The organism is Dactylosporangium sp. NPDC049525, from assembly GCF_040676755.1.
Lineage (GTDB): Bacteria > Actinomycetota > Actinomycetes > Mycobacteriales > Micromonosporaceae > Dactylosporangium.
In genome coordinates this window covers 195,500-220,540 of the sequence record NZ_JBFAPO010000006.1, presented here as the reverse complement: position 1 = coordinate 220,540, position 25,041 = coordinate 195,500, and the positions used below count along the sequence as shown (strand labels likewise).

Annotated in this window: 25 protein-coding genes and 1 pseudogene; 12 read left to right on the top strand and 14 right to left on the bottom strand. The window is 71.7% G+C overall.

The features are described from left to right. Positions 1-21 precede the first annotated feature (21 nt). Positions 22-852, top strand: coding sequence for a sugar phosphate isomerase/epimerase family protein (locus AB0K00_RS12875; protein WP_363519465.1), 831 nt, complete (start codon positions 22-24; stop codon positions 850-852). On the opposite strand, the gene AB0K00_RS12870 is transcribed toward AB0K00_RS12875, so the two are convergent. The 3 genes and pseudogenes from AB0K00_RS12870 to AB0K00_RS12860 all read right to left on the bottom strand — a co-directional run. Next, on the bottom strand, positions 839-1,723 hold the full coding sequence (locus AB0K00_RS12870; RefSeq protein ID WP_363519463.1) for a hypothetical protein: 885 nt from the start codon (positions 1,721-1,723) through the stop codon (positions 839-841). The genes AB0K00_RS12875 and AB0K00_RS12870 overlap by 14 nt on opposite strands. A gap of 85 nt (positions 1,724-1,808) precedes the next feature. Then, positions 1,809-2,294, bottom strand: a complete 486-nt coding sequence (locus tag AB0K00_RS12865) for a SigE family RNA polymerase sigma factor (RefSeq protein ID WP_363519461.1) — start codon at positions 2,292-2,294, stop codon at positions 1,809-1,811. Positions 2,295-2,296: 2 nt separating this feature from the next. Further along, positions 2,297-2,575 (bottom strand): annotated as a pseudogene (locus AB0K00_RS12860) (hypothetical protein); the annotation flags it as partial. Positions 2,576-2,942: 367 nt separating this feature from the next. On the opposite strand from AB0K00_RS12860, the gene AB0K00_RS12855 reads away from it, so the two are divergent. Together AB0K00_RS12855 and ychF are read left to right on the top strand one after the other, a co-directional pair. Next, positions 2,943-4,115, top strand: a complete 1,173-nt coding sequence (locus tag AB0K00_RS12855) for an endonuclease/exonuclease/phosphatase family protein (RefSeq protein WP_363519457.1) — start codon at positions 2,943-2,945, stop codon at positions 4,113-4,115. A gap of 9 nt (positions 4,116-4,124) precedes the next feature. Beyond that, a complete protein-coding gene (ychF, locus tag AB0K00_RS12850; protein ID WP_363519454.1) occupies positions 4,125-5,210 on the top strand; it encodes a redox-regulated ATPase YchF in 1,086 nt (361 codons plus the stop codon). Positions 5,211-5,296: 86 nt separating this feature from the next. On the opposite strand, the gene AB0K00_RS12845 is transcribed toward ychF, so the two are convergent. Next, a complete protein-coding gene (locus tag AB0K00_RS12845) occupies positions 5,297-5,608 on the bottom strand; it encodes a 4a-hydroxytetrahydrobiopterin dehydratase (RefSeq protein WP_327006267.1) in 312 nt (103 codons plus the stop codon). A 206-nt stretch (positions 5,609-5,814) separates the two neighbouring features. On the opposite strand from AB0K00_RS12845, the gene AB0K00_RS12840 reads away from it, so the two are divergent. Together AB0K00_RS12840 and AB0K00_RS12835 are read left to right on the top strand one after the other, a co-directional pair. Continuing rightward, positions 5,815-6,213 carry a (deoxy)nucleoside triphosphate pyrophosphohydrolase gene (locus AB0K00_RS12840; RefSeq protein WP_363519687.1) on the top strand — a complete coding sequence of 133 codons (399 nt, stop codon included), beginning with the start codon at positions 5,815-5,817 and terminating at the stop codon, positions 6,211-6,213. Continuing rightward, the gene (locus tag AB0K00_RS12835; protein ID WP_363519451.1) at positions 6,210-6,713 is read left to right on the top strand and encodes a DUF1990 domain-containing protein; all 504 of its coding nucleotides are present in this window, start codon (positions 6,210-6,212) and stop codon (positions 6,711-6,713) included. The genes AB0K00_RS12840 and AB0K00_RS12835 overlap by 4 nt, the downstream gene beginning before the upstream one ends. A gap of 22 nt (positions 6,714-6,735) precedes the next feature. Here AB0K00_RS12835 and AB0K00_RS12830 read toward each other — a convergent pair whose 3' ends face one another. The 6 genes from AB0K00_RS12830 to AB0K00_RS12805 all read right to left on the bottom strand — a co-directional run bounded on the left by AB0K00_RS12830 (position 6,736) and on the right by AB0K00_RS12805 (position 14,026). Continuing rightward, positions 6,736-7,761 (bottom strand): succinate dehydrogenase/fumarate reductase iron-sulfur subunit, encoded by a 1,026-nt coding sequence (locus tag AB0K00_RS12830; RefSeq protein ID WP_363519448.1) that lies wholly within the window; start codon positions 7,759-7,761, stop codon positions 6,736-6,738. After that, positions 7,761-9,626, bottom strand: a complete 1,866-nt coding sequence (locus tag AB0K00_RS12825; RefSeq protein WP_363519446.1) for a fumarate reductase/succinate dehydrogenase flavoprotein subunit — start codon at positions 9,624-9,626, stop codon at positions 7,761-7,763. Before AB0K00_RS12825 ends, AB0K00_RS12830 begins: the two co-directional genes overlap by 1 nt. An 11-nt stretch (positions 9,627-9,637) precedes the next feature. Further along, positions 9,638-10,462, bottom strand: coding sequence for a hypothetical protein (locus AB0K00_RS12820; RefSeq protein WP_363519444.1), 825 nt, complete (start codon positions 10,460-10,462; stop codon positions 9,638-9,640). A gap of 86 nt (positions 10,463-10,548) precedes the next feature. After that, entirely contained in the window at positions 10,549-11,922 is a 1,374-nt protein-coding gene (locus tag AB0K00_RS12815) for a metallopeptidase TldD-related protein (protein WP_363519441.1), read from the bottom strand. 329 nt (positions 11,923-12,251) lie between these two features. Then, positions 12,252-13,688, bottom strand: a complete 1,437-nt coding sequence (locus AB0K00_RS12810; protein WP_363519439.1) for a TldD/PmbA family protein — start codon at positions 13,686-13,688, stop codon at positions 12,252-12,254. A gap of 53 nt (positions 13,689-13,741) precedes the next feature. Then, a complete protein-coding gene (locus tag AB0K00_RS12805) occupies positions 13,742-14,026 on the bottom strand; it encodes a 4a-hydroxytetrahydrobiopterin dehydratase (RefSeq protein ID WP_363519437.1) in 285 nt (94 codons plus the stop codon). 35 nt (positions 14,027-14,061) lie between these two features. Between AB0K00_RS12805 and AB0K00_RS12800 the strand changes: the two genes are divergently transcribed. Beyond that, a complete protein-coding gene (locus AB0K00_RS12800) occupies positions 14,062-14,904 on the top strand; it encodes a hypothetical protein (RefSeq protein ID WP_363519436.1) in 843 nt (280 codons plus the stop codon). On the opposite strand, the gene AB0K00_RS12795 is transcribed toward AB0K00_RS12800, so the two are convergent. Continuing rightward, complete coding sequence (locus AB0K00_RS12795) at positions 14,882-16,978, bottom strand: prolyl oligopeptidase family serine peptidase (protein WP_363519433.1); 2,097 nt, start codon at positions 16,976-16,978, stop codon at positions 14,882-14,884. The two genes, AB0K00_RS12800 and AB0K00_RS12795, sit on opposite strands and share 23 nt — an antisense overlap. A 93-nt stretch (positions 16,979-17,071) precedes the next feature. Between AB0K00_RS12795 and mshB the strand changes: the two genes are divergently transcribed. The 3 genes from mshB (at position 17,072) to AB0K00_RS12780 (ending at position 19,376) form a co-directional block, all read left to right on the top strand. Further along, on the top strand, positions 17,072-17,971 hold the full coding sequence (gene mshB / locus AB0K00_RS12790) for an N-acetyl-1-D-myo-inositol-2-amino-2-deoxy-alpha-D-glucopyranoside deacetylase (protein WP_363519430.1): 900 nt from the start codon (positions 17,072-17,074) through the stop codon (positions 17,969-17,971). A gap of 275 nt (positions 17,972-18,246) precedes the next feature. Continuing rightward, entirely contained in the window at positions 18,247-18,843 is a 597-nt protein-coding gene (locus tag AB0K00_RS12785) for a hypothetical protein (RefSeq protein WP_363519428.1), read from the top strand. 68 nt (positions 18,844-18,911) lie between these two features. Continuing rightward, positions 18,912-19,376: a hypothetical protein gene (locus tag AB0K00_RS12780; RefSeq protein ID WP_363519425.1), complete on the top strand. Its 465-nt coding sequence runs from the start codon at positions 18,912-18,914 to the stop codon at positions 19,374-19,376. Here AB0K00_RS12780 and AB0K00_RS12775 read toward each other — a convergent pair. Further along, positions 19,373-20,344 carry a GNAT family N-acetyltransferase gene (locus AB0K00_RS12775; RefSeq protein ID WP_363519423.1) on the bottom strand — a complete coding sequence of 324 codons (972 nt, stop codon included), beginning with the start codon at positions 20,342-20,344 and terminating at the stop codon, positions 19,373-19,375. The two genes, AB0K00_RS12780 and AB0K00_RS12775, sit on opposite strands and share 4 nt — an antisense overlap. A gap of 106 nt (positions 20,345-20,450) precedes the next feature. Here AB0K00_RS12775 and fdxA point away from each other — a divergent pair, with 106 nt between their 5' ends. Continuing rightward, on the top strand, positions 20,451-20,777 hold the full coding sequence (gene fdxA, locus AB0K00_RS12770; protein ID WP_363519420.1) for a ferredoxin: 327 nt from the start codon (positions 20,451-20,453) through the stop codon (positions 20,775-20,777). Between the two features lie 5 nt (positions 20,778-20,782). Continuing rightward, complete coding sequence (gene dapC, locus AB0K00_RS12765; protein WP_363519684.1) at positions 20,783-21,886, top strand: succinyldiaminopimelate transaminase; 1,104 nt, start codon at positions 20,783-20,785, stop codon at positions 21,884-21,886. A gap of 41 nt (positions 21,887-21,927) precedes the next feature. Here dapC and dapD read toward each other — a convergent pair whose 3' ends face one another. Continuing rightward, positions 21,928-22,866 carry a 2,3,4,5-tetrahydropyridine-2,6-dicarboxylate N-succinyltransferase gene (gene dapD / locus AB0K00_RS12760; RefSeq protein WP_363519417.1) on the bottom strand — a complete coding sequence of 313 codons (939 nt, stop codon included), beginning with the start codon at positions 22,864-22,866 and terminating at the stop codon, positions 21,928-21,930. Positions 22,867-22,899: 33 nt separating this feature from the next. Between dapD and dapE the strand changes: the two genes are divergently transcribed. Beyond that, complete coding sequence (dapE, locus tag AB0K00_RS12755; RefSeq protein WP_363519414.1) at positions 22,900-23,967, top strand: succinyl-diaminopimelate desuccinylase; 1,068 nt, start codon at positions 22,900-22,902, stop codon at positions 23,965-23,967. A 252-nt stretch (positions 23,968-24,219) separates the two neighbouring features. Here dapE and AB0K00_RS12750 read toward each other — a convergent pair whose 3' ends face one another. Then, a complete protein-coding gene (locus AB0K00_RS12750) occupies positions 24,220-25,017 on the bottom strand; it encodes a DUF3152 domain-containing protein (protein ID WP_363519412.1) in 798 nt (265 codons plus the stop codon). Positions 25,018-25,041 lie beyond the last annotated feature (24 nt).

The window sequence follows — 25,041 nt, the reverse complement described above, 5'->3', positions numbered from 1 at the left end:
ATCCGGTGAATACTGTTCGTCATGGTCGAGTGGGTACTGTCCGGGTTCGGCGATGAGATCGACGATGATCCACGCGTGCAGTTCGCGGTGCTGCAGGCGCTCGGCGCCTCGCACGTCGAGGTCCGCAGCGCCTGGGGGGTGAACGTGGCCGACTTCGACACCGAGCTGACCACGCGCCTGGCCACGGTGCTCACGGACCGGGGCATGGCGGTGTCGGCGGTCGCGTCCCCGATCGGCAAGACCGACGTCTACGGCGACGCCGACGTCGAACTGGCCCGGCTCCGCGCGGTCATCGCGCTGACGCAGCGGCTGCAGAGCCGCTACGTGCGGATCTTCTCCTTCTACCGGCCGGCCGGCGTCGACGTCGCGGCGACCCGGGACACCGTGCTGCGGCGGCTGCGGGCGTTCGCCGACCTCGCCGAACGCGAGCAGGTGGTGCTCGTCCACGAGAACGAGAAGGACATCTACGGCGACGTGCCGGACCGCGTGCTGGACCTGATCGAGTCGGTCGGCTCGCCGGCGCTGCGGGTGGCCTGGGACAACGCCAACTTCGTGCAGGTCGGCGTCCGCCCGTTCAGCGACGGCTACGCGATGTTGCGGCCGCACCTGGAGTACCTCCAGGTCAAGGACGCGAGGTTCGCCGACGGTGCGGTCGTGCCGGCCGGGGAGGGCGACGGCGAGCTGCGGCAGACCGTGACGGCGCTGCGCGAGGACGGCTGGACCGGCTATGCGTCCCTCGAGCCGCACCTCGCCGACCCCGCCGACCCGGCCAGGACCGGCCCCGCGGGCTTCGGCCGGGCCGCGCGGGCGTTCGCGGCCCTGACCGCCGGCGCCGGGATCACGTTGCGCTGATCACCAGGTCCGGGTCCACGGCGAGCTGGATCATCTGGTCGAGCGTGATCGGCAGGTCGGCGCGGCTCCCCGAGCGGAAGACGCTGAAGTTGCGCACCTCGATGGTGATCCCGGTGCCGTCTGCCGTGGTGACGTCGATCCGGGCGATCTTCTTGGCGCCGTCGACCTGGAAGCGCGGCATGGCGACGATCTTCTCGCCGTGCGGCCCGGTCCGGATCTCGCACTCGGCCTTGTCGGTGGCCTCACCGGGACAGTCCTGGAACTGGCCGATGCCGGAGCCGGCCCGCAACGGCAGGCCGTTGACGTCGACGGTGCCGATCGGCTTGCCCACGCTGATGACGACGCTGCTGACGCCCTGCCCGTCCTGCAGGTCCGGCCCGACGCTGAAATAGCCGGAGTAGCGGTTGTCCGGCCCGGGCGAGATGTTGAACTCGAACGGGCCGGTGACCTTGCCGTTGACCGGCGTGTCGAGGAACGTGGTGCCCTTCGGCGCGACCGGGCGCAGGCGCCGCTCGAACGCGGCGCTGAGCCTGGCGACCTGCGCGGCGTTCCACGTCTCGGCCGGGACGCCGGGGGTCGCGGTGGTGCCGTAGCCCGGTATCGGCGACATCTCCACGCTCGGTGCCGCCGTCGCCGTGCCGCGCGACGGCTTCCGGCTGGTCGGCGGGTCGGGGATCCCGGCCCGGTCCGGCGGTGCCGTGCCCACCAGGACCGCGACCACGGTCAGCGCCGCGGCGACGGCCGTCCCGGCGCCCGCCGCGGCCAGCCGGCGCCTGACCCGCCCGCCGCGCACGATCCTGTCGACGTCGACCCGTGACGGCGGGCCGGCCTCGGCGTCGATCGCCGCATCGAACCGCGCCCGCATGCTCATGCCGTCACCTCCGCTGCGCTCCGGCGCCGGCCTGAGCTGAAACTGTGCCCATGATGAGCGGCCCCTCCGCTGCGCTCCGGACCGCTCATGCCTCCTCCTTCACCGCACGCAGCGCCGTCAGACCCTTGGCGGCCTGGCTCTTCACCGTGCCGGTGGTGATGCCGAGCAGGTCCGCGGTCTGCTCCACGGACAGGTCGCAGTAGTAGCGCAGCACCACGACCGCGCGGCGCCCCGCCGGCAGGCGCTGCAGCAGGTCCATGAGGTCCTGCCGGTCCTCGACCCCCGACGCGTCGACGTGGACCCGGGCGTCGGCCTGGTCGGGCAGCACGTCGAACGGGTCCTCGCGGTGCCACGGCCGCCGCCGCTCGTCGAGCCAGGCGTTGGTCAGCACGCCGCGGGCGTAGGCGGCTGGGTTGTCGGCGGCGCTCACCCGGCGCCAGTGCCGGAACAGCTTCGTCAGGGTGATCGACACGAGGTCGTCGGCGGCGTACCAGTCGCGGCACAGCAGATACGCGGTCCGGCGCAGCTGGTCGCCTTGTGCGGCGACGAACGCGCGGAACTCGGCCTCCATACCTAGGACGACGACAAGGGAGGCGTCGCGGGTTGCCGCTGCCGGGCGAGCAGCCCGGCGAGGTGGACCTCGATGCCCTCACGGAGGCTCTCCGGAAACGTGACCTCGGCCGGCGGATAGCCCATCTCGGCCGTGACCTGCGCGACCGCCGGCGTCGGCCGGACATACGGCCAGAGCCCGGCGACGATGACGAACACCGCGCCGGCGAAGTGCGTGGCCGACGCCTCCGAGAGCTCGGGCACCCGGCCCCGGACGATCGCGGCGAGCCGCTGGGAGTTGGCGGTCGCCCGGCGCGACCGTCACCGACCTGCAGGTCACCGGCCCGACCCGGGGCGGCTCGAAGGCCCGCGGCGCCCGCGCCCTGAATGCGGTCACCCGGCGCATTCCCGGGTTCTGGCAGCAGGTCGACACCGGCATCCTGCCCGCGCTGCACGCCGCGACCAGCCCCGACGCGCTCGGCGGCGGCTACTACGGCCCGAGCGGCTACGGCGAGCTGACCGGCGCCCCGGCACCCGCGAAGATCCCGGCCGCCGCGCTGCGCGAGGACGACGCCCGCCGGCTGTGGGCGGTGTCGGAACGGTTGACCGGCGTCGGTATTGCCGTGTAGCCGACTGTGGTTTCGCGAGGTCGTTGCTACGGTCCGTAGTCATGCGGCTCGCGACGTACAACGTGGAGAACCTGTTCGCCCGGGCCCGGGCCCTCGATCCGGTCGACCCGGGGAAGGGACAGCCGGCGCTGTCCGCGTACGAGGAGTTCAACCGGATCGCGGCCCACCCGGTCTACTCCGACGAGGACAAGGCCGCGATGCTCGCCGCCCTGGAGACCCTGCGGGTGTTCGTCCGGACCCGCGCCGGCCGGCGGGCCAACCCGGACCTGTTCGGCAACGCGTTCGCGGTGCTCCGGGAGAACAAGGGCGACTTCCTGGCCGCGCCCGCCAACGCCGAACCTCACATCGTCGCCACCGGCCGGGCGTCCTGGAACGGCTGGGTCGACCTCATCGTCGACCCCGTCGACGAGCTCTCGACCCGCATGACCGCCCGGGTCGTCGCCGACGTCGGCGCCGACGTGCTGTGCGTCGTGGAGGCCGAGAGCCGCCCGTCGCTGGTGAAGTTCAACGACGAACTGCTCGGCCACCGCTACGACCACGCCATGCTCGTGGACGGCAACGACCCCCGCGGCATCGACGTCGGCCTCTTCTGCGTCGCCGGGATCGAGATCGACTGGGTCCGCAGCCACGTCGACGTGCCCGACCCCGCCTCCGACCGGCGCCTGTTCAGCCGCGACTGCCCCGTGTACCGGCTGCTCCTGCCGGGCGGTGCCGAGCTGTACATGGTGCTGAACCACCTGAAGAGCCAGTCGTTCACCAGCGGCGACCCGGATCCGCTGCGGACCCGCCAGGCGACCGAGGTCCGCGCCGTCTACGACCGGCTCCGCGCCGCCGGTGCTGAGTTCGTCGCGGTCGTCGGCGACTTCAACAAGCGCCCCGACCACGCCTCCCTGCGCCCCCTGCTCGGCCCGGACTCGCCGCTGGTCGACGCCTACTCCCTGGACGCGTTCTCCGGCCTGTTCGACCCGCTCGACGTCAACCGCGAGCGGCCCGGCAGCTTCCAGTCATGCACGATCGGCAACCGCCTCGACTACATCCTGCTCTCGCCGGAGCTCGCCGCGCGGGTCACCGACGGCGGGGTCTTCCGGCGCGGGCTGTGGGGGACGCCGTCCAACGTCAAGCGGCCGAAGCTGTGGGACGCGTACCCCGAGATCACCGGCGCCAGGCACGCCGCGTCCGACCACGGTGCGGTCTGGGTCGAGGTTGACCTGTAGCTTTTACGCGTGGCACTCAGCATCGGGATCGTCGGCCTGCCCAACGTCGGCAAGAGCACCCTGTTCAACGCGCTCACGAAGGGCGACGCGCTCGCCGCGAACTACCCGTTCGCGACCATCGAGCCCAACGTCGGCGTCGTCGGCCTCCCCGACCAGCGCCTCGCCCGGCTCGCCGAGCTGCACGACTCGCAGAAGATCATCCCGGCGCCGGTGTCCTTCGTCGACATCGCAGGCCTGGTGCGCGGCGCGTCCAAGGGCCAGGGCCGCGGCAACGCGTTCCTGGCCAACATCCGCGACGCCTCCGCGATCTGCCAGGTCGTGCGCGCCTTCGCCGACCCCAACGTGGTCCACGTCGACGGCAAGATCTCCCCGTCCGACGACATCGAGACCATCAACACCGAGCTGCTGCTCGCCGACCTGCAGACGATCGAGAAGGCGCTGCCCCGGCTGGAGAAGGAAGCGAAGGTCCAGAAGCACCGCGCCGGCGTCGCCACCGCCGCGAAGGCCGCGGCCGAGCTGCTCAACGGCGGCACCACGCTCTATGCGGGCGCCTCGAAGGCGGGCATCGACATCGCGGACCTGCAGGACCTGCACCTGCTCACCGCGAAGCCGTTCCTGTATGTCTTCAACGTCGACGAGGCCGGTCTCGCCGACCCCGCGTTCCTGGACGAGCTGCGCGCGCTGGTCGCCCCCGCCGAGGCCATCTTCCTGGACGCCAAGATCGAGTCGGAGCTCACCGACCTGGACGAGGCGGAGGCCCTGGAGCTCCTGGAGTCCATCGGCCAGCTGGAGCCGGGCCTGCACCAGCTGATCCGGATCGGGTTCCGCACCCTCGGCCTGCAGACGTATCTCACCGCCGGCCCGAAGGAGACCAGGGCCTGGACGATCCCGATCGGCGCGACCGCACCCGAGGCGGCGGGGGTCATCCACTCGGACTTCCAGCGCGGCTTCATCAAGGCCGAGGTGGTCAGCTTCGACGACCTGATGGCCGCCGGCTCGCAGAACGCCGCGAAGGCCGCCGGCAAGGTCCGTATCGAGGGCAAGGACTACGTCATGCAGGACGGCGACGTGGTCGAGTTCCGCTTCAACGTCTAGCGGGAAGCAGCCCGTCCAGATCAATCGTCAGTCGGGCAATGCGGTCACGGCCGTCACCGTAGCGGTCGGTGACGGCAGTGTTGCAATCAGGCGGCGCCGGCGATGATGGTGCGGTAGAGGTCCTCGATCCGGGCGGCCAAGGTAACCTCGCCGGGCGACAAGTCCGACATGCCCGGCACCCGCAGGCGGATCTGGGTGCGGCCGTCGAGGCGGCGCACGTCCGGACGCACCTGGAGGGCGTCGGCGACGATCTTCATACGCTCTGTGAGTGCCGCATGCTGGGAATCGTCCAGGTGCAGCGTCCGGCGAATTTCTTCGCCGTCGTGCGTCCAGCCTTGCAATAAGGCCAGCGCATCGCTGAGATAATCACGGTGCTGTTCGCTCCGCCGGGCCCGCATAACGACCTACCCTCCCGCGGCATCGTTGCCGGCTTGTGGCCGTTTCGAAGCCTGCCCGTCATCAACGGTGACTGCAAGTCTCCTGTGCGACTGGTGGATCTGTCCACGGCCACATTTCCCTCGTCTGGTGAACAACAGGGCAGAGCCCGCCACCGGAACTTCATTTCGATCTGGCACCCTGGTTGCCCGTGCAGACCGAACGGTTGATGCCAAGGATCATCGTCGGAGCCGCGATCATCTCGAATGGTCGCGTCCTGGCCTGTGAGCGCGCGTTACCGCCCGAAATGGCCGGTAGATGGGAGTTTCCAGGAGGGAAGGTGGACCCCGGGGAGACCGAGGAACAGGCGCTGGTCCGCGAGTGCCAGGAAGAGCTCGGTGTCGACGTCGAGGTAGGTGTCCGGGTCGGCGGCGACATTATGATGCTCGACGGCGCTGCGATCCTCAAGGTTTACCTTGCGCGACTGGTGAACGGGGCGACGCCCGTACCGCTGGAACACAGCGACATCAGATGGCTCGCCGGTGACGAGCTCGACACCGTCCCGTGGCTGCCGGCCGACGCGCCGATCGTGGTGGCGCTCCAGCCGTTGCTACCTTCGACCGCGTGACCGTCACCTACCCCGAGGTCGGGGCGACCCGTGAGGGCCCCCTACCGCCCGGCTACCTGCACGTGACACGCCGGGTGAGGGTCGGGCAAGGGCACGAGGCGTTCGCCGCCGCAGCGGCCGCCCTGGCCCGCTGGCACCCTCAGCGCGGTGCCGGCCTGCGGCTGCGCAGCGACGCCGACCGGGTCGCGCTCGGCGGGCGGTTCTCGACTGGGATCGGCGTCGGGCCGCTGCGGCTGTGGGTGCCGTGCCTGATCGTGTGGATCGTCGACGAGCCGGAGCGGTACGGGTTCGGCTTCGGCACGCTGCCCGGGCACGTGGAGACCGGCGAGGAGTCGTTCCTGCTGACCGTCGAGCCGGGGGGCGAGGTGTGGTTCGAGATCAGGGCGTTCAGCCGCCCGGCGAAGTGGTGGGTCCGCCTCGGCAACCCCGTCGCGAAGCTGGTCCAGTCGCGGGTCACCGACCGGTACGCCAAGGCCATGCAGAAGGCGCCCCTCGGATGAGGGGCGCCCTGCGGTTCCTTGCCTAGTGGCCGTCCCCGGACGGGGCCGACGGGTGCTGGTAGCGCAGCTGCTCCGGCGGCAGCGGGAACACCTGGTCGTCGCCGAACGGCGAGCCGGCCGCCGCCCGGTCCAGGGTGAGCTCCGCCACCACGAGCTTGCCGTCGGCGCCCAGCGGCGGCTCCAGCGGCACGGGGCCTTCCTGGTGCCAGTTGCTGCCGGTGTCCGCGACCGCGAGATCGCCCGATGCGGTCTTGGCGCTGGTCACGGCGTGCGCCGGGACGGGCTGCTCGTCCAGCTGGTCACGACGGAAGATCTTGCGTCCGAGCCAGGTCACCGGGTCGTACCTCCGATCGACAACACGTTCCTTCATCGGGATGATCGCATTGTCCGTGATTTTGATGTGCTCGGGGCAGACCTCGGTGCAGCACTTGGTGATGTTGCAGTAGCCCAGACCCTGCTCCGCCTGCGCGAGCTCCTTGCGGTCGTCGCGGGCGTCGAGGGGGTGCATGTCCAGCTCGGCGGCCCGGATGAAGAACCGGGGCCCGGAGAACGCGGCCTTGTTCTCGTCGTGGTCACGGATCACGTGGCACACGTTCTGGCACAGGAAGCATTCGATGCACTTGCGGAACTCCTGCGAGCGCTCCACGTCGACCTGCTGCATCCGGTACTCACCGGGTGCCACGCCCGCCGGCGGCGCGAACGCGGGCAGCTCGCGGGCCTTCTGGTAGTTGAAGTTGACGTTCGTGACCAGGTCGCGGATCACCGGGAACGTCCGCAGCGGCGTGACCGTGACGGTCTCCGCCTCCTCGAACGTCGACATCCGGGTCATGCAGCCCAGCCGCGGCTTGCCGTTGATCTCCATCGAGCAGGAGCCGCACTTGCCGGCCTTGCAGTTCCACCGCACGGCCAGGTCGGGCGTCTGCGTCGCCTGCAGCCGGTGGATGACGTCGAGCACGACCTCGCCCTCGTTGACCTCGACCTGGAAGTCCTCCAGCGAGCCGCCGGTGTCGTCGCCGCGCCAGACGCGGAAGTGGCGTTTGGTACCCATCACAGCTCCTCGTCGGTCATGTACTTGGCGAGCTCGGTCTGGTCGAACAGCCCCTGCAGTTCCGGACGCATGACCGGCAGCGGCTTGTGCTCCAGGCGGACGTCCTCACCGTCCAGCGAGCAGACCAGGTTCACCTTGCGCCACTTCGGGTCCATCTTCGGGAAGTCCTCGCGGGTGTGGCCGCCACGCGACTCGGTGCGCTCCAGCGCCGCCTTCGCGGTGCACTCGGACACCACCAGCATGTTGCGCAGGTCCAGCGCGAGGTGCCAGCCCGGGTTGTACTTCCGCCCGCCGCCCACGCCGACCTTCTTGACCCGCTCCTTGAGCTCGGCCAGCCGCGTGATCGACTCCCGCAGCTCGCCCTCACGCCGGATGATGCCGACCAGGACGCCCATGATCTCCTGCAGCTCGTGGTGCAGGGTGTACGGGTTCTCCCCGGCGTCCGCCCGCGCCAGCGGGGCGAGGGCGGTCTCGACGGCCGCCTCGACGGCCGCGGCGGACGGCTTGCGCCGGCCGATCTTCTCGGCGTGCGCGGCCGCGTGCTCACCGGCCCGCTTGCCGAACACCAGCAGGTCCGACAGCGAGTTGCCGCCGAGCCGGTTGGAGCCGTGCATGCCGCCGGAGACCTCACCGGCCGCGAACAGCCCGGCCACCGCGGCCGCGGTCGTGTCGGCGTCGACCTCGACGCCACCCATCACGTAGTGACAGGTCGGTCCGACCTCCATCGGGGCGGCGGTGATGTCGACGTCGGCCAGCTCCTTGAACTGGTGGTACATCGACGGCAGCCGCTTGCGGATCTGCTCGGCCGGCAGCCGGCTGGCGATGTCGAGCAGCACGCCGCCCGCCTTCGTGCCCCGGCCCTCCTTGACCTCGCTGTTGATCGCGCGGGCGACCTCGTCGCGGGGCAGCAGCTCCGGGGGGCGCCGGTTGTTGTCCGGGTCGGAGTACCAGCGGTCCGCCTCCTCCTCGGTCTCCGCGTACTGCTTGCGGAAGACGTCGGGGACGTAGTCGAACATGAACCGCTTGCCCTCGGTGTTGCGCAGCACGCCACCGTCACCGCGGACCGACTCGGTGACCAGGATGCCCTTGACCGACGGCGGCCAGACCATGCCGGTGGGGTGGAACTGCAGGAACTCCATGTTGATCAGCGTCGCGCCGGTACGCAGGGCGAGTGCGTGGCCGTCGCCGGTGTACTCCCAGGAGTTCGAGGTCACCTTGTAGGACTTGCCGACGCCGCCGGTCGCGAGCACGACAGCGGCGCTCTCGAACAGCACGAAGTCGCCGGACTCGCGGTAGTAGCCGAACGCACCGGACACCGCGCCGTCCTCGACGAACAGCTCCGTGATCGTGCACTCCTGGAAGACCCGGATCCGGGCCTCATAGTCGCCGTGCGTGGCGAAGTCCTCCTGCTGCAGCGACACGATCTTCTGCTGCAGCGTGCGGATCAGCTCCAGGCCGGTGCGGTCGCCGACGTGCGCGAGCCGCGGATACTCGTGCCCGCCGAAGTTACGCTGGCTGATCTTGCCGTCCTTGGTGCGGTCGAACAGCGCGCCGTAGGTCTCCAGCTCCCAGATGCGGTCCGGGGCCTCCTTGGCGTGCAGCTCCGCCATCCGGAAGTTGTTGAGGAACTTCCCGCCGCGCATCGTGTCGCGGAAGTGGACCTGCCAGTTGTCCTTCGAGTTGACGTTGCCCATCGCCGCCGCCGCGCCGCCCTCGGCCATGACGGTGTGCGCCTTGCCGAACAGCGACTTGGAGATGATGGCGGTCTTCTTGCCGGCGAGCCGAGCCTCGATCGCGGCGCGCAGCCCGGCGCCGCCGGCGCCGATGACCACGACGTCGTAGGTGTGTCGCTCGATGTTCGTCATCGGATGTGTCCCTAGTTGAAGAACCGGAAGTCGGTGATCCATTCGGCCGAGACCGCCATGACATAGGCGTCGGCGATGATCACCGAGAAGAGTGATGCCCACGCGTACTGCTGGTGCTTGGCGTTGAGCTTCGACACCAGGCCCCACGCGCGGTAGCGCACCGGGTGCTTCGAGAAGTGCTTGAGCCGACCGCCGACGATGTTGCGGCAGGAGTGGCAGCCCAGCGTGTATGCCCAGATCAGCACCGCGTTGACGGCGAGGATCAGCGTGCCGACCCCCATGCCGATGCCGCCGTCCTTGCCGTGCCAGGCGATGACGGCGTCATAGGTCAGGACCGAGCCGACCAGGATCGCGGCGTAGAAGAAGTACCGGTGGATGTTCTGGAAGATCAGCGGGAAGCGGGTCTCACCGGAGTAGGTCTTGTGACCGTCCGGGACCGCGCACGCCGGCGGCGACAGCCAGAACGAGCGGTAGTACGCCTTGCGGTAGTAGTAGCAGGTCAAACGGAACCCCCCGGGCAGCACCAGGATGATCATCGCCGGTGACATCCAGGACGGCAGCTGCGGGATCGGCTGGCCGAGGAAGTGGCTCGACCCTTCGACGCAGCTCTTCGTCAGACAGGGGGAGTAGAACGGCGCCAGGTAGTGCTCGGCGTCGGCCCAGTAGTAGTTGTTCATGATGGCGCGGACCAGGCCGTAGACCACGAAGGCCCCGAGGCCGAGGAACACCAGCAGCGGCTGCAGCCACCACCGGTCCGTCCGCAACGTTTTCTCGCTGATCGCTGCGCGGGGCCCCGCGCCCGAGGCTGACCGAAGCCTGGCCGGCGTGGTCGTCATGGTGATTGCTCCCTGGACGGGCCGATGTACCGATCTGTGGTCGGTGCACACGTTACGCGCGGTGCCGCCCGGCCTGGTGATCGCCCTCACCCAGACGCGCCACCCGTGTAATTCCAGGAGGCGAGCCGCAGCGCCGGAGCGCACGTGCCGGACTCCGCCCAGGGCCCCGGCAGCTCGACCGCGCGCGGTCCGACACCCAGCACCGCGCCCGGCGCCAGGGCCTGCGGATAGGACTGGGTGAAGCGGAAGTTGCGCACCGGCGTGGTCACCACACCGTCCTCGATGAGCCACACCCCGTTGCGGGTCAGCCCGGTCACGACCAGCGTGCGCGGGTCCAGCACCCGGGTGTAGTGGTTGTCGGTCACCAGCAGCCCCCGCTCGACCCCGCTGACCAGCGCCGCCACCCCCGAGTCCGCGGCCGGCCCGTCGACCTCGACCGGCGCCGGCCCGTCGTGCGCGAGCAGCCGCAGGCTGGCCGGCACCGCGCCGAAGCTCGCCCCGCCCGGGATCGCGTGGCCCGTCGAGGCCGCGTCCCCCTTCGCCGCCGTGCGCCGGTCGTGCACCACCGCGCTGGACACGCCCGCGTCGACCAGCACCACCCGCTGCCGCGGGGTGCCCTCCACGTCGAACGGCAGCGCCGTCGAGTCGGCCGCCGCGGCGTCCTCGACCAGCGTCACCGCCGGGTCGAACTGCGCCGCGCCCAGCTCCAGGAACGACTGCCGGTCCTGCAGCATCTTCGCGTTGAACCCGTAGATCGCGAGCATCTGCAGCACGTCCGCGACCGCGGTCGGCTCCAGGACCACCTCATAGCGCCCCGGCGGCAGCTCCACCGGGTCCGCGCCGGCCCGCGCCTTCGCCGCCGCCCGCGCCCCGAGCACCGCGCCGTCGATATCGGCGAGCCGGGTCGAGGCCAGCCTGGCCAGGCCGTCGGACGTGGCGGTCCGCGCGATGCCGTCCATCGCCGCGGCGGTCCGGCCGCCGCGCACGTGCTGGCCGGCGGAATTGACATAGACGACCCGGGTCGCCGAGGTGCGGCAATAGCCCGCGACCTCCAGCCCGGCCGCCTGGTCGACGAACGCCCGCACCCTGGCGGCCCGTTCGTCCGGCGCCGCCGCCGCGGTCGCCTCGTCGACGTTGCCCCCGAACGACGTGGGCGCCTTCGGCGCCAGGCCCGGCCACGTCGGGTCGGCCGGCGCGAGGCGCATCGAGGCCACCGTGCGGCGCACGAAGTCCTCCACGGCGTCGGTCACGGTGGTCGACGCGGTCGCGGTCCTGCCGTCGGCGTGCAGCCGCAGCCGCACCGTGGTGATCTCGTCGGCGACGTTCTGGTGGATGTAGGAGTTGGCGAACCGCGTCAGCGACAGCGCCGCCCGCTCGACCACCACCTCCGCCTCGACACCGTCGTCGACCAGCTTCAGCACCTGCGCCGCGAGATCAGTCTCGTTACCGGCCTCGCTCATGCCGCCTCCTCCGCTTCGCTCCGGCGTCGGCCTGAGCTACCCCTGTGCCCCTGATGAGCGGCCACTCCGCTGCGCTCCGGACCGCTCATGCCGCCTCCTCCGCTTCGCTCCGGCGTCGCCCTGAGCTGAACCTGTGCCCCTGGTGAACGGTCTCTCCGCTGCGCTCCGGACCGTTCACGCCGCCTCCTCCGCCGCGCTCCGGCGTCGGCCTGAGCTACCCCTGTGCTCCTGGTGAACGGCCTCTCCGCTGCGCTCCGGACCGCTCGTGCCGCCCTCTCCGCACCGCTGCGGACCGCTCACGCCGACTCCTCCGCTGAGCTCCGGGCCGCTCATCCACGGACCCCCACCCGGACGTTCTGGAACCGGGCCGCGGCCGCCGGATGGCCGGTGTGCCCGATCTGACCCGGCTGGCCCTTGCCGCAGTTGGGTGTGCCCCACGCGGTCATCTCGGAACCCAGCATGTCCATCGATCCCCAGAACCGCGGCCCGATGCCCGTGTAGGTCGGGTTGCGCAGCATCCGGCCAAGCTTGCCGTCCTTGATCTCCCAGCCGATCTCGCAGCCGAACTGGAAGTTGAGCCGCTTGTCGTCGATCGACCAGGACCGGTTGAAGTCCATCAGCACGCCGTCGGCGGTCGCGGCGATCATCTCCTCCAGGCTGTGCGGCCCAGGTGTCAGCCCGACGTTGGTCATCCGCACCATCGGCAGCCGCGCCCAGCCGTCGGCGCGCACGCTGCCGGCGTAGTCGAGGCCGGCGACCGCGGCCGAGTCCCGCCCGGCCAGGGTGCCGACCCAGATCCCGTCCTTCACCGCATAGCGCGGCGCGGCCGGGGTGCCCTCGTCGTCATACCCGAACGACCCCAGCGCGCCGGGGATCGTCGGGTCGATCGTGATGTTCATCAGCTCGGAGCCGTAGCGCAGCTGGTTGAGCTTCGCCAGGTCGAGCCAGCTGGTCCCGGCGAACGCCGCCTCCCAGCCCAGGATCCGGTCCAGCTCGATCGCATGCCCGACCGACTCGTGGATCTGCAGCGCCATCTGCTCGCTGCCCAGGATCAGCGTCGTCTCGCCCGCCGGGCACAGCGGCGCCGTGAGCAGCGCCCGCGCCTCGTCGGCGATCCGCGCGGCGTGCGCCGTCAGGTCCAGCTCGTCGACGAGCTCCCAGCCCCTGGTCCCATACTGCCCGCGATAGGACGGATAGGAGCGCCGCTGGGTCTCGCCGTCGCCGATCACCGTCGCCGAGATCCCCGCACCCGACTCACGGATGTGCTGGTCGATGCGGTGCCCCTGCGACGACACGAACCATTTCCGGGTGTCCCAGATCTGGTAGATCCCCTCGGCGATGTCGGCGCCGCCCTTGTGCGCCTCCGCCGTCGCGCCCGTCAGCAGGTCGCCCTTGGTCGACAGGGCCACACCGAGGGGGTCGACCTCGCAGGCGCTCGCCCACGAGTCCGTGCGCGCCTCCACCTCGACCAGGTCCACCGCCGGCGCCGGCACGCTCGCGGACGCCCGCGCGATCGCGGTGGCCCGCTCGCCGGCCCGCCGCGCCGCGTCCCGCCCCAGGTCGGGCACCGCGAAGAAACCCCAGCTCGACCCGACCAGTGCCCGGACGCCGACCCCGGCGTCCTCGGACTGGCTCAGGTCCTCGATCTCACCGTTGCGTGCGCTCATCGACTCGGACCGCCGGTGCATCACGCGCGCGTCGGCATACCGGGCCCCGGCGGCCAGTGCCGCCTCGACCGCCGCGCTCGCCACGTCGAAGTGGGTCATGGTTGGACCCTACCGACCGGGTACGACATTCGGACCCTTTGTCCGAGCGCGTCCTACCCGATCAACTCGTTGATCTGGCGGGCGAGGGCGATGTCCTTCCCGGTCACCCCACCGGCGCTGTGGGTGCTGAGCCGGAACGTCACCGTCCGCCACCGGATGTCGATGTCGGGGTGGTGGTCGGCCTGTTCGGCCACGTGCGCCACCTCCGCCACCAGCCGGATGCCGTCGAGGAACGTCTCCGCGGTCACGGACCGTTCGATACCTTCGACGTCGCCGGCCCACCCGCTCAGGTGAGCGAGAGCGGTTGCCACCTCGTCGCTGCCGAGCACTGCTGTCATGCCGGAAACGCTACCGCTTCCAGTACAAAGGGAGCATGTCCATCGCAGGTGTCACCCGTGAGCTCCTCGTGCGCTACCTCGACCTGTGGGTGCCGGGCGCGGTGCACTCGCCGCACGGGGCGACGTTCCTGCAGGCGTCGGCGACAGAGCTGGACGGCGACGTCGCGGAGGCGGCGCTGCGGGCCTGCGCGGAGTTCGGTGACCGCCTCGCCCGCCGGCGGCTGACGCTGCTGTTCGTGGCACCCGAGGTCGCCGACGTGCAGCGGCGGCTCGACGCGGTACAGCGGGAGCTCAGGACACCACCCGAGCTGTCGCTGCACGTCATGCCCGGGTCGGCGGCGGTGATGCTCAAAGCGCTCGGCGCCCACTCCGGACCGCTGCTGTCCATGATCGACGGGATCGACCCGGCCGTCGTCGCGGCCGGCAAGCCCGCCGAGGTGCTCACCGTCGACGTCCCGCGGGAGCAGCTGGGCGCCTTCGAGCTCACCGCCGCCGTGACGCTGGTGGAGGGCGACCACGAGCGGACCATCGGGTTCGGCACCCGGTCGGCGAAGAACCTCGAGGCGTTCAAGAACGAGATGTGGGCACTCGACGAGTACGCCGGCGTGCGGTACCGCGACCCCAACGACCCAGAAGGTCACCTCATGGACATCACCCTCCAGCCGAACCCGGGCGCGCTGCGGCGGGAGCTGCTGGCCTTCCTGGGCAACGGCCCGCGGACCGTCACGGAACTGCGGCGTTACGCGCTCACGGAGACGGTCTACCGCGCCGCCGACGCGGTCAAGGTCGTCACCGCGCTGCTGCAGGGCGGCGCGGTGACCAGGGAGCCGAGGGACGGCCGCCTCGGCGGCGACGTCACGATACGGATCGCCGGATGAAGTCCAGCTCGATGCGCAGCAGCTTCTCGGCGAGCCCACCGGCGGCCATGTGGGTGGCGCCGGTCAGCGGGATCATCGAGTGCGGGCGGCCCGAGCCGAGCAGCGCCGCCGACAGCCGCAGGGTGTGCGCGGCGACCACGTTGTCGTCGACGAGCCCGTGCACGAGCAGCATCGGGCGGGCCTCCTCGGGCCGCACCGGCGGCTCCGCCGCCAGCTCGACCAGCGAGTTGTGGCTGTACACCTCCGGCGCGTCCGCGGGCAGCCCCAGGTAACGCTCGGTGTATGCGGTGTCATACAGCGTCCAGTCGGTGACCGGGGCGCCGACGACCGCGCAGTGGTAGACGTCCGGGCGGCGCAGGACCGCGAGCGCGGACAGCCAGCCACCGAAGGACCAGCCGCGGATCGCGACCCGGTCCAGGTCCAGGTCGGGGTGCTTCTCCGCGAGCGCCTGCAGCGCGTCGACCTGGTCGGTGAGGATCACGTCGGAGAAGCGGCGGTGGATCGCCTTCTCGAAGCCCGGCGACACGCCCGGCGTGCCCCGGTTGTCGATCGTGACGACCGCGAACCCGGCGTCGGCCCACCACTGCTTCTCCAACCAGCGGGCGCGCGCGGCGATGACCTCCTGGTGGCCGGGGCCGCCGTAGATCGCCACGAGGACCGGCAGCTTCCGCCCGGCGACGTGCCCGCGCGGGTAGAGCACCGCGGTCGGCAACCCCCGGTCCGTGACCCGCTCCAGCGCGGGTCTCGGCGCGAAGGGCGGGGTCGCGGCCAGCGACGGGATGGTCCCGATCACCGTGTCGTCGTGGCGGATGGTGTACTGCCACCCGGCGTGCTCGAGGGTCTGCGACCCGATCACCACGGTGCTGCCGGCGGCGTGCGCGACGTGCCAGCCGGGTTCGGCCGTCAGCCGCGTGGCCTGCGCGCCGGCGTGCGAGACCGGGATGCGGAACACGTGCTGCTCGCTGGGTTCACCCTCGCTGGCCTCGACGACGAGGTCGGCGCCGAGCCGTCCGGCGACGCGCCGCACGTACAGGTTGGGCGGGGTCAGCAGGCTGCCGTCGGCGAACAGGCAGCGCGAGTCGTAGCCGTCGTGGGCCAGCTCACCGCCGACGAGCACCCGGCCGTCGGCGAGGTGCTGCGGGGTGCCGGGGACCGGCTCGACCCAGCGCGGGTCGGCGAGCTCGGCGTGCACCTGCGTCTCCCCGGTCCGCGGGTCGACCGCGATCACCAGGCCGTGCTGCTGGAGGCGGCGCAGCACGGTGAGCAGCGGCCCGCCCTGCTCCGTCCAGGAGGCGTCCACCAGGTACGGGTACGTCTCCCGGTCCCAGTGCACGTCCACCCAGCCGCCGTCCAGGTCGAGCACGTGCAGCGTGACCTTCGCGTTGGTGGCGCCGGCGTGCGGATACGCCACCGTGGTCGGCGGCTGCTCCGGCTGCGACGGGTCGTGCAGGTGCCAGCGGGGCACCCTCGACTCGTCGACGCGCGCGGTGAGGATGCTGCGGCCGTCGGGCGCCCACCAGTACCCCCGGAAGCGGTGGAACTCCTCGGCGCCGATGAACTCCGCCAGGCCCCAGGTCACCCCCTCCTCGCCGGCGAGGACCGCGTCGGTGCCGTCGGGCTCGATGACGCGCAGCGCCCCGCCGGTCACATACGCCACCCGGCGGCCCGCCGGGTCCGGTCGCGGGTCGACGGCGGGGCCGGCGGTGTGCAGCTCCGTGAGGTCCCCGGTCAGCAGGTCGACGCGGAACAACCGGCCACCGAGCGGGAAGACAGCCATCACGCCGGCGGCGTCCATCGCATACGACCCGATCCCGCCCGCCGAGAGCCGCAGCCGCTCCCGCAGCGCCCGCTCCGCCGGGGGCAGGTCGACGTCGTCGGTCAGCAGCGCCGCGGGGTCGGCGAGGCGGCGTTCTGCCCTGGTCGCCACGTCGTAGACCCACAGCGCGTCGCTGCCGTCCTCAGGCCCGGACGAGCGCAGGAACACCACCCGCGCACCGTCGGAGGTCACCGTCACAGCGCGGGGCGCACCGTAGGAGAAGCGTCGGGTGCGCGCGGCCAACTCCGGATAGTCCACCCCGGAATGTTTACCCGAACCGGCGCGATTGTCATGTTCCGCGGGCGCCGCGCCGCGGGGGAACTGTCGGACCCACGTCGTAGAGTTGGCGCTGTGAGTGCTCGGAGCATCCTTTTCGTCCACGCGCACCCCGACGACGAGTCGATGGGGACCGGCGCGACGATGGCCCATTACGCGGCCGCCGGCGCGCACGTCACCCTGGTCACCTGCACCCTCGGCGAGGAGGGCGAGATCCACCGGCCCGAGCTGGCCGGGCTCGCCGCGGGCGCCGCCGACCAGCTCGGTGGTTACCGCATCGCGGAGCTGGAGGAGGCGTGCCGCCGGCTCGGGGTCACCGACCACCGGTTCCTCGGCGGCGCGGGGCGCTATCGCGACTCCGGGATGATGGGCACCGCGCCCAACGAGCACCCCCGCGCGTTCTGGGGCGCCGACCTGGACGCCGCCGCGACCGAGCTGCTCGACGTGATCCGCGAGGTCCGCCCGCAGGTCGCGGTCACCTACGACCCCAACGGCTTCTACGGTCACCCCGACCACATCCAGGCACACCGGGTGCTGATGCGGGCGGTGGAGCTGGCCGACGCGGAGGGGATCGCGCCCGCGAAGGTCTATTGGACCGCGGTGCCGCGCAGCGTCCTGGAGGCGGGGATGGCGGAGTTCCGCGACTCGTCCGACAACCCGTTCGCCGACGTGGAGAAGCCCGAGGACCTGCCGTTCGGCACCGCCGACCACGAGATCGCGGCGCGGCTGGACGGGCACGAGTTCGCCGAGGAGAAGACCGCCGCGCTGCGCGCCCACGCCACGCAGATCCCGCCGTCGTCGTGGCTGTTCGCGATCGCGGGCAACTTCGGCGCCGAGTTCATGGGCGTGGAGTATTACCAGCTTGCCCGCGGGGTCAAGGGGCCCGGCGTGGGTCCGCACGGCTGGGAGGAGGACCTCTTCGCCGGCCTCGACGTCGAAGCGGCCGCCCCGCAGTTGGAGGCCGCGGCATCGTGACGAAGCGCAAAGCAGGGACCGCGCCGCGGGCCGGGGGGCCGGTGACGGCCGTGGACGGTGCCGCGGTCGTGACGGCGTCCGGTGCCGAGGTCGCGACGCCGGCTTCCAATGCGTCGGCTTCCGGAGCGGCGTCTTCCGGGACATCGGCTTCCAAGCCGGCGGCTTCCGAGGCGGCGGCTTCCGGCGCGTCGGCCTCAGCTTCCGGGGCGTCGGCCTCGACGTCGGCTTCCGGGCCGGCGGATGCGGCGTCGGCTTCGGGGGCGGATGCGACGTCGGTGGAGGCGGTCGCCGGGTCCGCCGCCGGGTCTTCCGCGGTGCCGGACACGGCCGGCGACGCGGATCGCTACGCGCCCGACACCGGGTTTGCCGTCCCGGGCGTGGCGGCGGCCGATGCGCGCAAGCCGCACCAGCCCGGCGGGCCGCTCGACATCACGATCACGATCGGCGGCCTGGTCGTCGCCGTCCTCCTCGCCGTGGCCCTCGCCGTCTTCGAGGCGTTCCTCGCCCCGCTGCACGTTTCCGACCTCGGGCTGTCCGACACCGGCAAGGGCAACCTGCGGATCCCGCTCGCCCTGATCCTGGCGCTGGTGACCAACCCGCTGCTCGGCTGGTTCGCGTTCACGACGAGCGGCCGGCGGTTCGCGGCGCTGCTGCCCGCCGGCGCCTGGTGCGTCGTGTGGATCCTCGCCGCCGGCCGCACCACCGAAGGTGACCTGCTCATCACCAATGACAACTGGGTCGGGCTGCTGACCCTGTTCTGCGGTCCGCTCGCGTTCGCGATCGGCATCTACGTGTCCGCGCTGCGCCACCGGGTCGCGGCCACAGCGAACTCCAAGGCAACCCCTCTTGCGCCACAGAGCGTGGACAGGTAGACACGTTCCCGCACCGTCCGTGACCCTGGGCGGCGCGCGACGGGCGAGGACACCAGCGGAGGCGTGGGATGAAGGAGCGGTGGCTGCCGGTCGGCCTCGTCGCGGGGGCACTCTTCCTCGTCAACGTCGTCGCCCGGCTGGTCGTGCGGTTCGCCGCCGGCAATGACGACGACAAGCAGGTCACCATCGGTCTGTGGGCGCTGTTCGCGGTCGGCGCGGTGATGATCCCCGTCGGGTTCTGGTATGCGCGGCGGCACCCGATGCTCCGTGTGGTGGCCGACCTCGGCATGGCCGTCGTCGCCGCATGCATCCTCGCGGTGCTGATCGGCCCGTTCGTTTCGGGGGCCACCCCGTTCGGCAGTGGGGTCGGCCTGGTCTTCCGCCAGTTCTTCTACTTCGTCGGGCTGTCCGCCATCGGCGCCGTCCTGGGTGTCCTCGCGCTGATGACGTTCGGTCTCGACTACCGGTCGCAGTCCTGGAAGCGGTACATCGACCGGACCAGCACCAAGCCCCGCCGCGTCGTTCGCCGCTAGCCGGCGGCCAGGTATCGCGTCTGGTAGGCGTGGTGCGTGGTGAAGCCGAGCTTCTCGTAGAGGGCGACCGCCCCCGCGTTGCGCTGCTCGACCTGCAGGTAGGCGTCGGTGGCGCCGGCTGCGGCGCCCCATGCGACGAGCGCGGCGATGACCCGCCGGGCCAGCCCCTGCCGCCGGGCGTGCTCCTCGGTGCCGATCAGCGCCAGCCCCAGCCAGCGGCCCTCGGGGTCGGCGACGCAGCCCCGGCCGGTCGCGAGCAGCGCGCCCTCAGGCGGTGCGCCCTCGGGCGGTGCGGCGTCGCGCAGGGTGGCGAAGCGCACCTGTGGCACGCCGGTGAGGACCCCGAGCGCGGACGCGGGCAGCGGGCCCTTCCGGCCGCCGACCGCGGCCAGCCACTGCGGCGACGGTGCGGTGGCGAGGGAGACCTGGTCGTCCTCGCCGGCGGCCAGGTCGCTCAGCCGGGCCGTCATGACGAGCGTCAGCGGCATCGCCGTCCAGCCGCGCCGCTCCAGTTCGGCGTCGACGCGCTGGAAGAGCGGCACCGGCACGCTCATCGCCGGGAGGAGGCCGCGGTCCTGGTACCACTGCGTGACCGCGTCCACGGCCTCGGGCAGCGGCAGGTCCGGGTCGCCGACCGGCAGCGCGGAGTTGCCCCGCATGGTCCAGCCGTCGGTGGCGCGCAGGATCCAGTCGCCGAGCCGGTCGCGTTCGCGGGCGGGCCAGCCGGCCGCCGCGGCGACCTCGAGCGCCTCGGTGGGGGTGAGGCGCCGCCGGTCCGGCACCTGCTTGGCCCGGTGGATCTCAGCCGTTGGAACCCGGACCGCACCGCTGCGTGCACGCACTGTGAGATGTGTCTCGGTCACCTCGACGAGGTGGCCCAGAATGTCCGAGTACACGGGCCGATCGTCGCGAAGTCCCACGATGCGGCGCACTACGACCCGACTTCCCACATGCTGTGGACCGAGCACGCTGCACCTCCAGCGAAGCGGGATACTAGGCTCGTACCGCCGCGGTAGGGATGCGGCGGGGTTCGCCAACCACGTTGGCAGCCTCAGGCGCGAAAGAGGGCGACCCGTGACATACATCATCGCCGAACCTTGCGTGGATCTGCTCGACAAGGCGTGCATCGAGGAGTGCCCTGTCGACTGCATCTACGAGGGCAACCGCATGCTTTACATCCACCCGGATGAGTGCGTCGACTGTGGTGCCTGCGAGCCGGTGTGCCCGGTCGAGGCGATCTTCTACGAGGACGACGTCCCGGAGAAGTGGAAAGACTTCACCGGCGCCAACTACACGTTCTTCGACGACCTGGGTTCGCCCGGTGGCGCGTCGAAGGTCGGCAAGATCGAGAAGGACGCGACGTTCGTCGCGGGCCTGCCGCCGCAGGAGCACGACCACTGACCGGCATCGTCCCGCCCGGAGCCCGGCGCGCGCTCGCTGCCGGGCTGCCGGACTTTCCGTGGGACCGGCTGGAGCCGGCGAAGGCGGCGGCGGCCCGGCATCCGGGCGGCCTCGTCGACCTGTCGATCGGCACACCCGTCGATCCGGTGCCCGCGGCGATCCGTGCTGCCCTCACCGAAGCGTCGGACTCGCCGGGCTATCCGCTGACGGCGGGCAAGCCGCGGCTGCGGGCCGCGATCCGCGACTGGGTGACCCGATGGTGCGCGCCGGCGGGCGACGACTTCGGCGTGCTGCCGACGATCGGCTCGAAGGAGCTGGTCGCGTGGCTGCCGACGCTGCTCGGCCTCGGCCCCGGCGACACCGTGGTCATCCCGCCGGTCTGCTACCCGACCTATGAGGTCGGTGTGCAGCTCAGCGGCGCGACCGCGGTCCGCTCCGACTCGCTCACGTCACTCGGCCCGGCGCGGGTCCGCCTCGTGTGGGTCAACTCGCCGTCCAACCCGACGGGTCGCGTGCTGCCACCCGCCCACCTGCGCAAGGTCGTCGACTGGGCCCGCGAGCGCGGCGCGGTCGTGGCCAGCGACGAGTGCTACCTGCCGCTGCCGTGGGAGGCCGAGCCGGTCTCGATCCTGTCGGTCTGCGACGGCCGCTTCGACAACGTCCTCGCGGTGCACTCGCTGTCGAAGCGCTCCAACCTGGCCGGCTACCGGGCCGGGTTCGTCGCCGGCGACCCCGCCCTGGTCGACGAGCTGCTCGCGGTGCGCAAGCACGCCGGCATGATCGTCCCCGCCCCGGTCCAGGCCGCGATGGTCGCCGCGCTCGCCGACGAGGACCACGTCCAGCAGCAGCGTGACCGGTATGCCGCGCGCAGGGTCACCCTGCGCAACGCGTTCGAGGGTGCCGGCTTCACCGTCGAGCATTCGGAGGCCGGCCTGTACCTGTGGCTGACCCGCGGCGAGGACTCCTGGGACACGGTGGCCTGGCTCGCCGACCGCGGCATCCTGACCGCCCCCGGCGCGTTCTACGGACCCGACGGTCACCGGCACGTCAGGGCAGCCCTGACCGCCAGCGACGAGCGCATCACCGAAGCCGCCAAACGCCTGAGCTGAAAGGCGGCGGGCGCAGGCCCGCCGCCGGAAAGCCAGGAACGTCAGTTCGCGTGCAGGGCGGCGTTGAGCTCGATGCCGCGGCCCGCCCGCTCGCGGACCTCCAGCCGGCCCGAGACCGAGTTGCGGATGAACAGCAGGTTGGGCACGCCGGACAGCTCGCGGGCCTTGACGACGGAGCCGTCCGGCAGGGTGAGCTTCGCGCCGGCCGTGATGTAGCAGCCCGCCTCCACGACGCAGTCGTCGCCGAGCGAGATGCCGATGCCCGCGTTGGCGCCCAGCAGGCAGCGCTCGCCGAGGCGGATGATCTCCTTGCCGCCGCCGGACAGGGTGCCCATGATCGAGGAGCCGCCGCCGACGTCCGTGCCGTCGCCGACGACGACGCCGGCGGAGATGCGGCCCTCGACCATCGAGGTGCCGAGGGTGCCGGCGTTGAAGTTGACGAAACCCTCGTGCATGACGGTGGTGCCGGAGGCGAGGTACGCACCCAGGCGGACCCGGTCGGCGTCGGCGATGCGTACCCCGGACGGCGTGACGTAGTCGACCATCCGCGGGAACTTGTCGATGCCGAAGACGTTGAGCCGCCGCCCGGCGAGGCGCTCGGCCAGGCGGAGCTCGTCGACCTGCTCCGGCAGGCAGGGGCCGGCCGACGTCCACGCCACGTTGGCGAGCAGGCCGAACTGCCCGTCGAGGTTGGCCTGGTGCGGCTGGATCAGCCGGTGGGAGAGCAGGTGCAGCCGCAGGTACACGTCGGCGGTGGACGCCGGGGCGTCGCCGAGCGAGCCGATCTCGACCTGGACCACCTCGACGGACAGCGAGGGCAGCGGGCCGGCGGAGGGGATGTCCACGACGGGCGGCAGGGCCGGCAGCGTGCCGAGGCCGAGCTGACCGGCGGGGAACCAAGTGTCCAGCACCTGCCCCGAGGCGGTCACGGTGGCCAGGCCAAGTCCCCAGGCGGGGGAGTCGATGTAGGCGGTCGTCACGTGGTCGAACGCTACCGCATCTAGGGTATGGGCATGCTTTCCCGTGACGTGCTCGCCGATCCCGTCGCCCTGACCCGCGCCCTGGTCGACATCGAGTCGGTGTCCGGCAACGAGGCGGACATCGCCGACCAGGTGCAGCACGCGCTGAGCGGCACGGCGCTGAAGGTGGAGCGGTTCGGGCACACGCTCGTCGCGCGCACCGAGCTGGGCCGCCCGCAGCGGGTCGTGCTCGCCGGGCACCTGGACACGGTGCCGCTCAACGCCAACTGGCCGTCGCGGACCGAGGGCAACCTGCTGCACGGCTGCGGCACGGCGGACATGAAATCGGGCACCGCGATCGCGTTGCACCTGGCCGTCACCGAGGCCGAGCCGCGCCACGACGTCACCTACGTCTTCTACGAGTGCGAAGAGGTCGACTCGGCGCGCAACGGGTTGAAGATCCTCGCCGACAGCCGGCCGGGGCTGCTGACGGACGCGTCGTTCGCGCTGCTGCTGGAGCCGACGCACGGGCTCGTCGAGGCCGGCTGCCAGGGCACCCTACGGGTCCTGGCGCGCACCAGCGGCCGGCGGGCGCACTCGGCCCGCTCGTGGCTCGGCGACAACGCGATCCACAAGGCCGCGCCTGTCCTGCAGCGCCTGCTGGCGTATGAGCCGCGCACGGTCACCATCGACGGGTGCGAGTTCCGCGAAGGGCTCAACGCGGTCAGGATCAGCGGCGGGGTCGCCGGCAACGTCATCCCCGACGAGTGCGTGGTCGAGGTCAACTTCAGGTTCGCGCCGGACCGCTCGGAGGAGCAGGCCACGGCGCACGTGCGGGACGTGCTCGCGGGCTTCGACCTGGAGGTCGTCGACTCGGCACCGGGTGCGCTGCCGGGCCTGGACGCGCCGCCGGCCAGGGAGTTCCTCGCCGCGATCGGCCGGCCGCCGCGCGCGAAGCTCGGCTGGACCGACGTCGCCAGGTTCGCCGCCCTCGGCGTCCCGGCGCTCAACTACGGCCCGGGCGACCCGAACCTCGCCCACAAGCAGGACGAGCACGTCGAGATCGACAAGATCGTCGAGGGCGCCGACGTGGTGCGGCGCTGGCTCACCAAGGGGCCGTAACCGACCTCAGCGCTCGTGCGTTGATGGTTCCGGAGGCTCGAGCTGCGGACCCATCGCGGCCAGCATGCGGCGCACCGCGAGGACCTCACGGATCCGCCGGTTCATCTGCCGCCTGCGACGGTCGTGCTCCGCACGTGTCATACCGGTCACCCCCTACACCTTGCCGTCCGGTATATCGGGTACGACGCGATGACACCGGCAAACGTTGCCGTCTGCACCTGATTTCTCACCGAAGCGCGACGTTCGGGTTAATCATCTGGGTGCCGCGGGTCCCGTCACGTAGGTGCGCCCGTCGGGGTAGGGCCACGGGTTCTGCGCGCACCCTTCCAGGCCGAACGTCTGCCGGGCCATGACCGGTGCCGGCGCGCCCTTGCGGGGGCACACCACGTGCCCGTTGCCGAGGAAGTGCCCGACCTCGTGGTTGACGACCATGTCGCGGTAGTCGGCGAGCCTCGGGTACCAGGCCACGCCGAGCTGCCACCGTTTCAGGTTGATGATCACGTCCCGCCCGCCGCGGCAGGAGACCTCGCCACGGGTGCGCACCCCCCGTTTTGCGCACATCGTGTCGGTCGTGCCGGGCGTCGCCAGGTGCACGGTCAGCTCGCTCGGCTGCCCGGCGGGCACTCGTTGGAAGGAGACCCGGCCGCCCGCGATCCAGCTTCTCGGGTCCGCGAGGGTCCGGTGTACGGCCAGCGCGAACTCCTCCGCGTCGACTCCCGATCCCTGCTCGGCCGCGACGGTGTAGCGCACCAGGCGCCCGGCGGTGCCGGCCCGCTCGCCGCCGGTGCCGCTGTAGGTGAACTGCCCGTTGCCGCGGGCCGGGACCACCGGCACCGCCGGCGAGGACGGCACGGGCGACGGGGACGGCGACAACGACGGCGACGGTGACGGCGAGGCGGAGGGCGACAGCGACGGCGACGGCGGGCCCGCCGGAGGTGCCGCCTGCGAGCCGGTCGTCGCGGTGGGGGTGCCCAAGCCATACCAGACCCCGACAACGCCGACAGCCAGGACGGCCGCCAGCGCGGCCACCAGCCCCCGACGCCGCCCCATGGCTGCATTGCATCACGAGATCCA

Coding starts and splice junctions, on each gene's coding strand:
- AB0K00_RS12840 (WP_363519687.1), top strand. CDS start 5,815: ATGCCAAGGATCATCGTCGGAGCCGCGATCATCTCGAATGGTCGCGTC.
- AB0K00_RS12805 (WP_363519437.1), bottom strand. CDS start 14,026: ATGACAGCAGTGCTCGGCAGCGACGAGGTGGCAACCGCTCTCGCTCAC.
- AB0K00_RS12820 (WP_363519444.1), bottom strand. CDS start 10,462: ATGACGACCACGCCGGCCAGGCTTCGGTCAGCCTCGGGCGCGGGGCCC.
- AB0K00_RS12815 (WP_363519441.1), bottom strand. CDS start 11,922: ATGAGCGAGGCCGGTAACGAGACTGATCTCGCGGCGCAGGTGCTGAAG.
- AB0K00_RS12845 (WP_327006267.1), bottom strand. CDS start 5,608: ATGCGGGCCCGGCGGAGCGAACAGCACCGTGATTATCTCAGCGATGCG.
- AB0K00_RS12750 (WP_363519412.1), bottom strand. CDS start 25,017: ATGGGGCGGCGTCGGGGGCTGGTGGCCGCGCTGGCGGCCGTCCTGGCT.
- dapE (WP_363519414.1), top strand. CDS start 22,900: ATGCTTTCCCGTGACGTGCTCGCCGATCCCGTCGCCCTGACCCGCGCC.
- AB0K00_RS12825 (WP_363519446.1), bottom strand. CDS start 9,626: ATGACGAACATCGAGCGACACACCTACGACGTCGTGGTCATCGGCGCC.
- AB0K00_RS12870 (WP_363519463.1), bottom strand. CDS start 1,723: ATGAGCATGCGGGCGCGGTTCGATGCGGCGATCGACGCCGAGGCCGGC.
- AB0K00_RS12865 (WP_363519461.1), bottom strand. CDS start 2,294: ATGGAGGCCGAGTTCCGCGCGTTCGTCGCCGCACAAGGCGACCAGCTG.
- AB0K00_RS12855 (WP_363519457.1), top strand. CDS start 2,943: ATGCGGCTCGCGACGTACAACGTGGAGAACCTGTTCGCCCGGGCCCGG.
- AB0K00_RS12875 (WP_363519465.1), top strand. CDS start 22: ATGGTCGAGTGGGTACTGTCCGGGTTCGGCGATGAGATCGACGATGAT.
- AB0K00_RS12830 (WP_363519448.1), bottom strand. CDS start 7,761: ATGGGTACCAAACGCCACTTCCGCGTCTGGCGCGGCGACGACACCGGC.
- AB0K00_RS12810 (WP_363519439.1), bottom strand. CDS start 13,688: ATGACCCACTTCGACGTGGCGAGCGCGGCGGTCGAGGCGGCACTGGCC.
- AB0K00_RS12800 (WP_363519436.1), top strand. CDS start 14,062: ATGTCCATCGCAGGTGTCACCCGTGAGCTCCTCGTGCGCTACCTCGAC.
- AB0K00_RS12780 (WP_363519425.1), top strand. CDS start 18,912: ATGAAGGAGCGGTGGCTGCCGGTCGGCCTCGTCGCGGGGGCACTCTTC.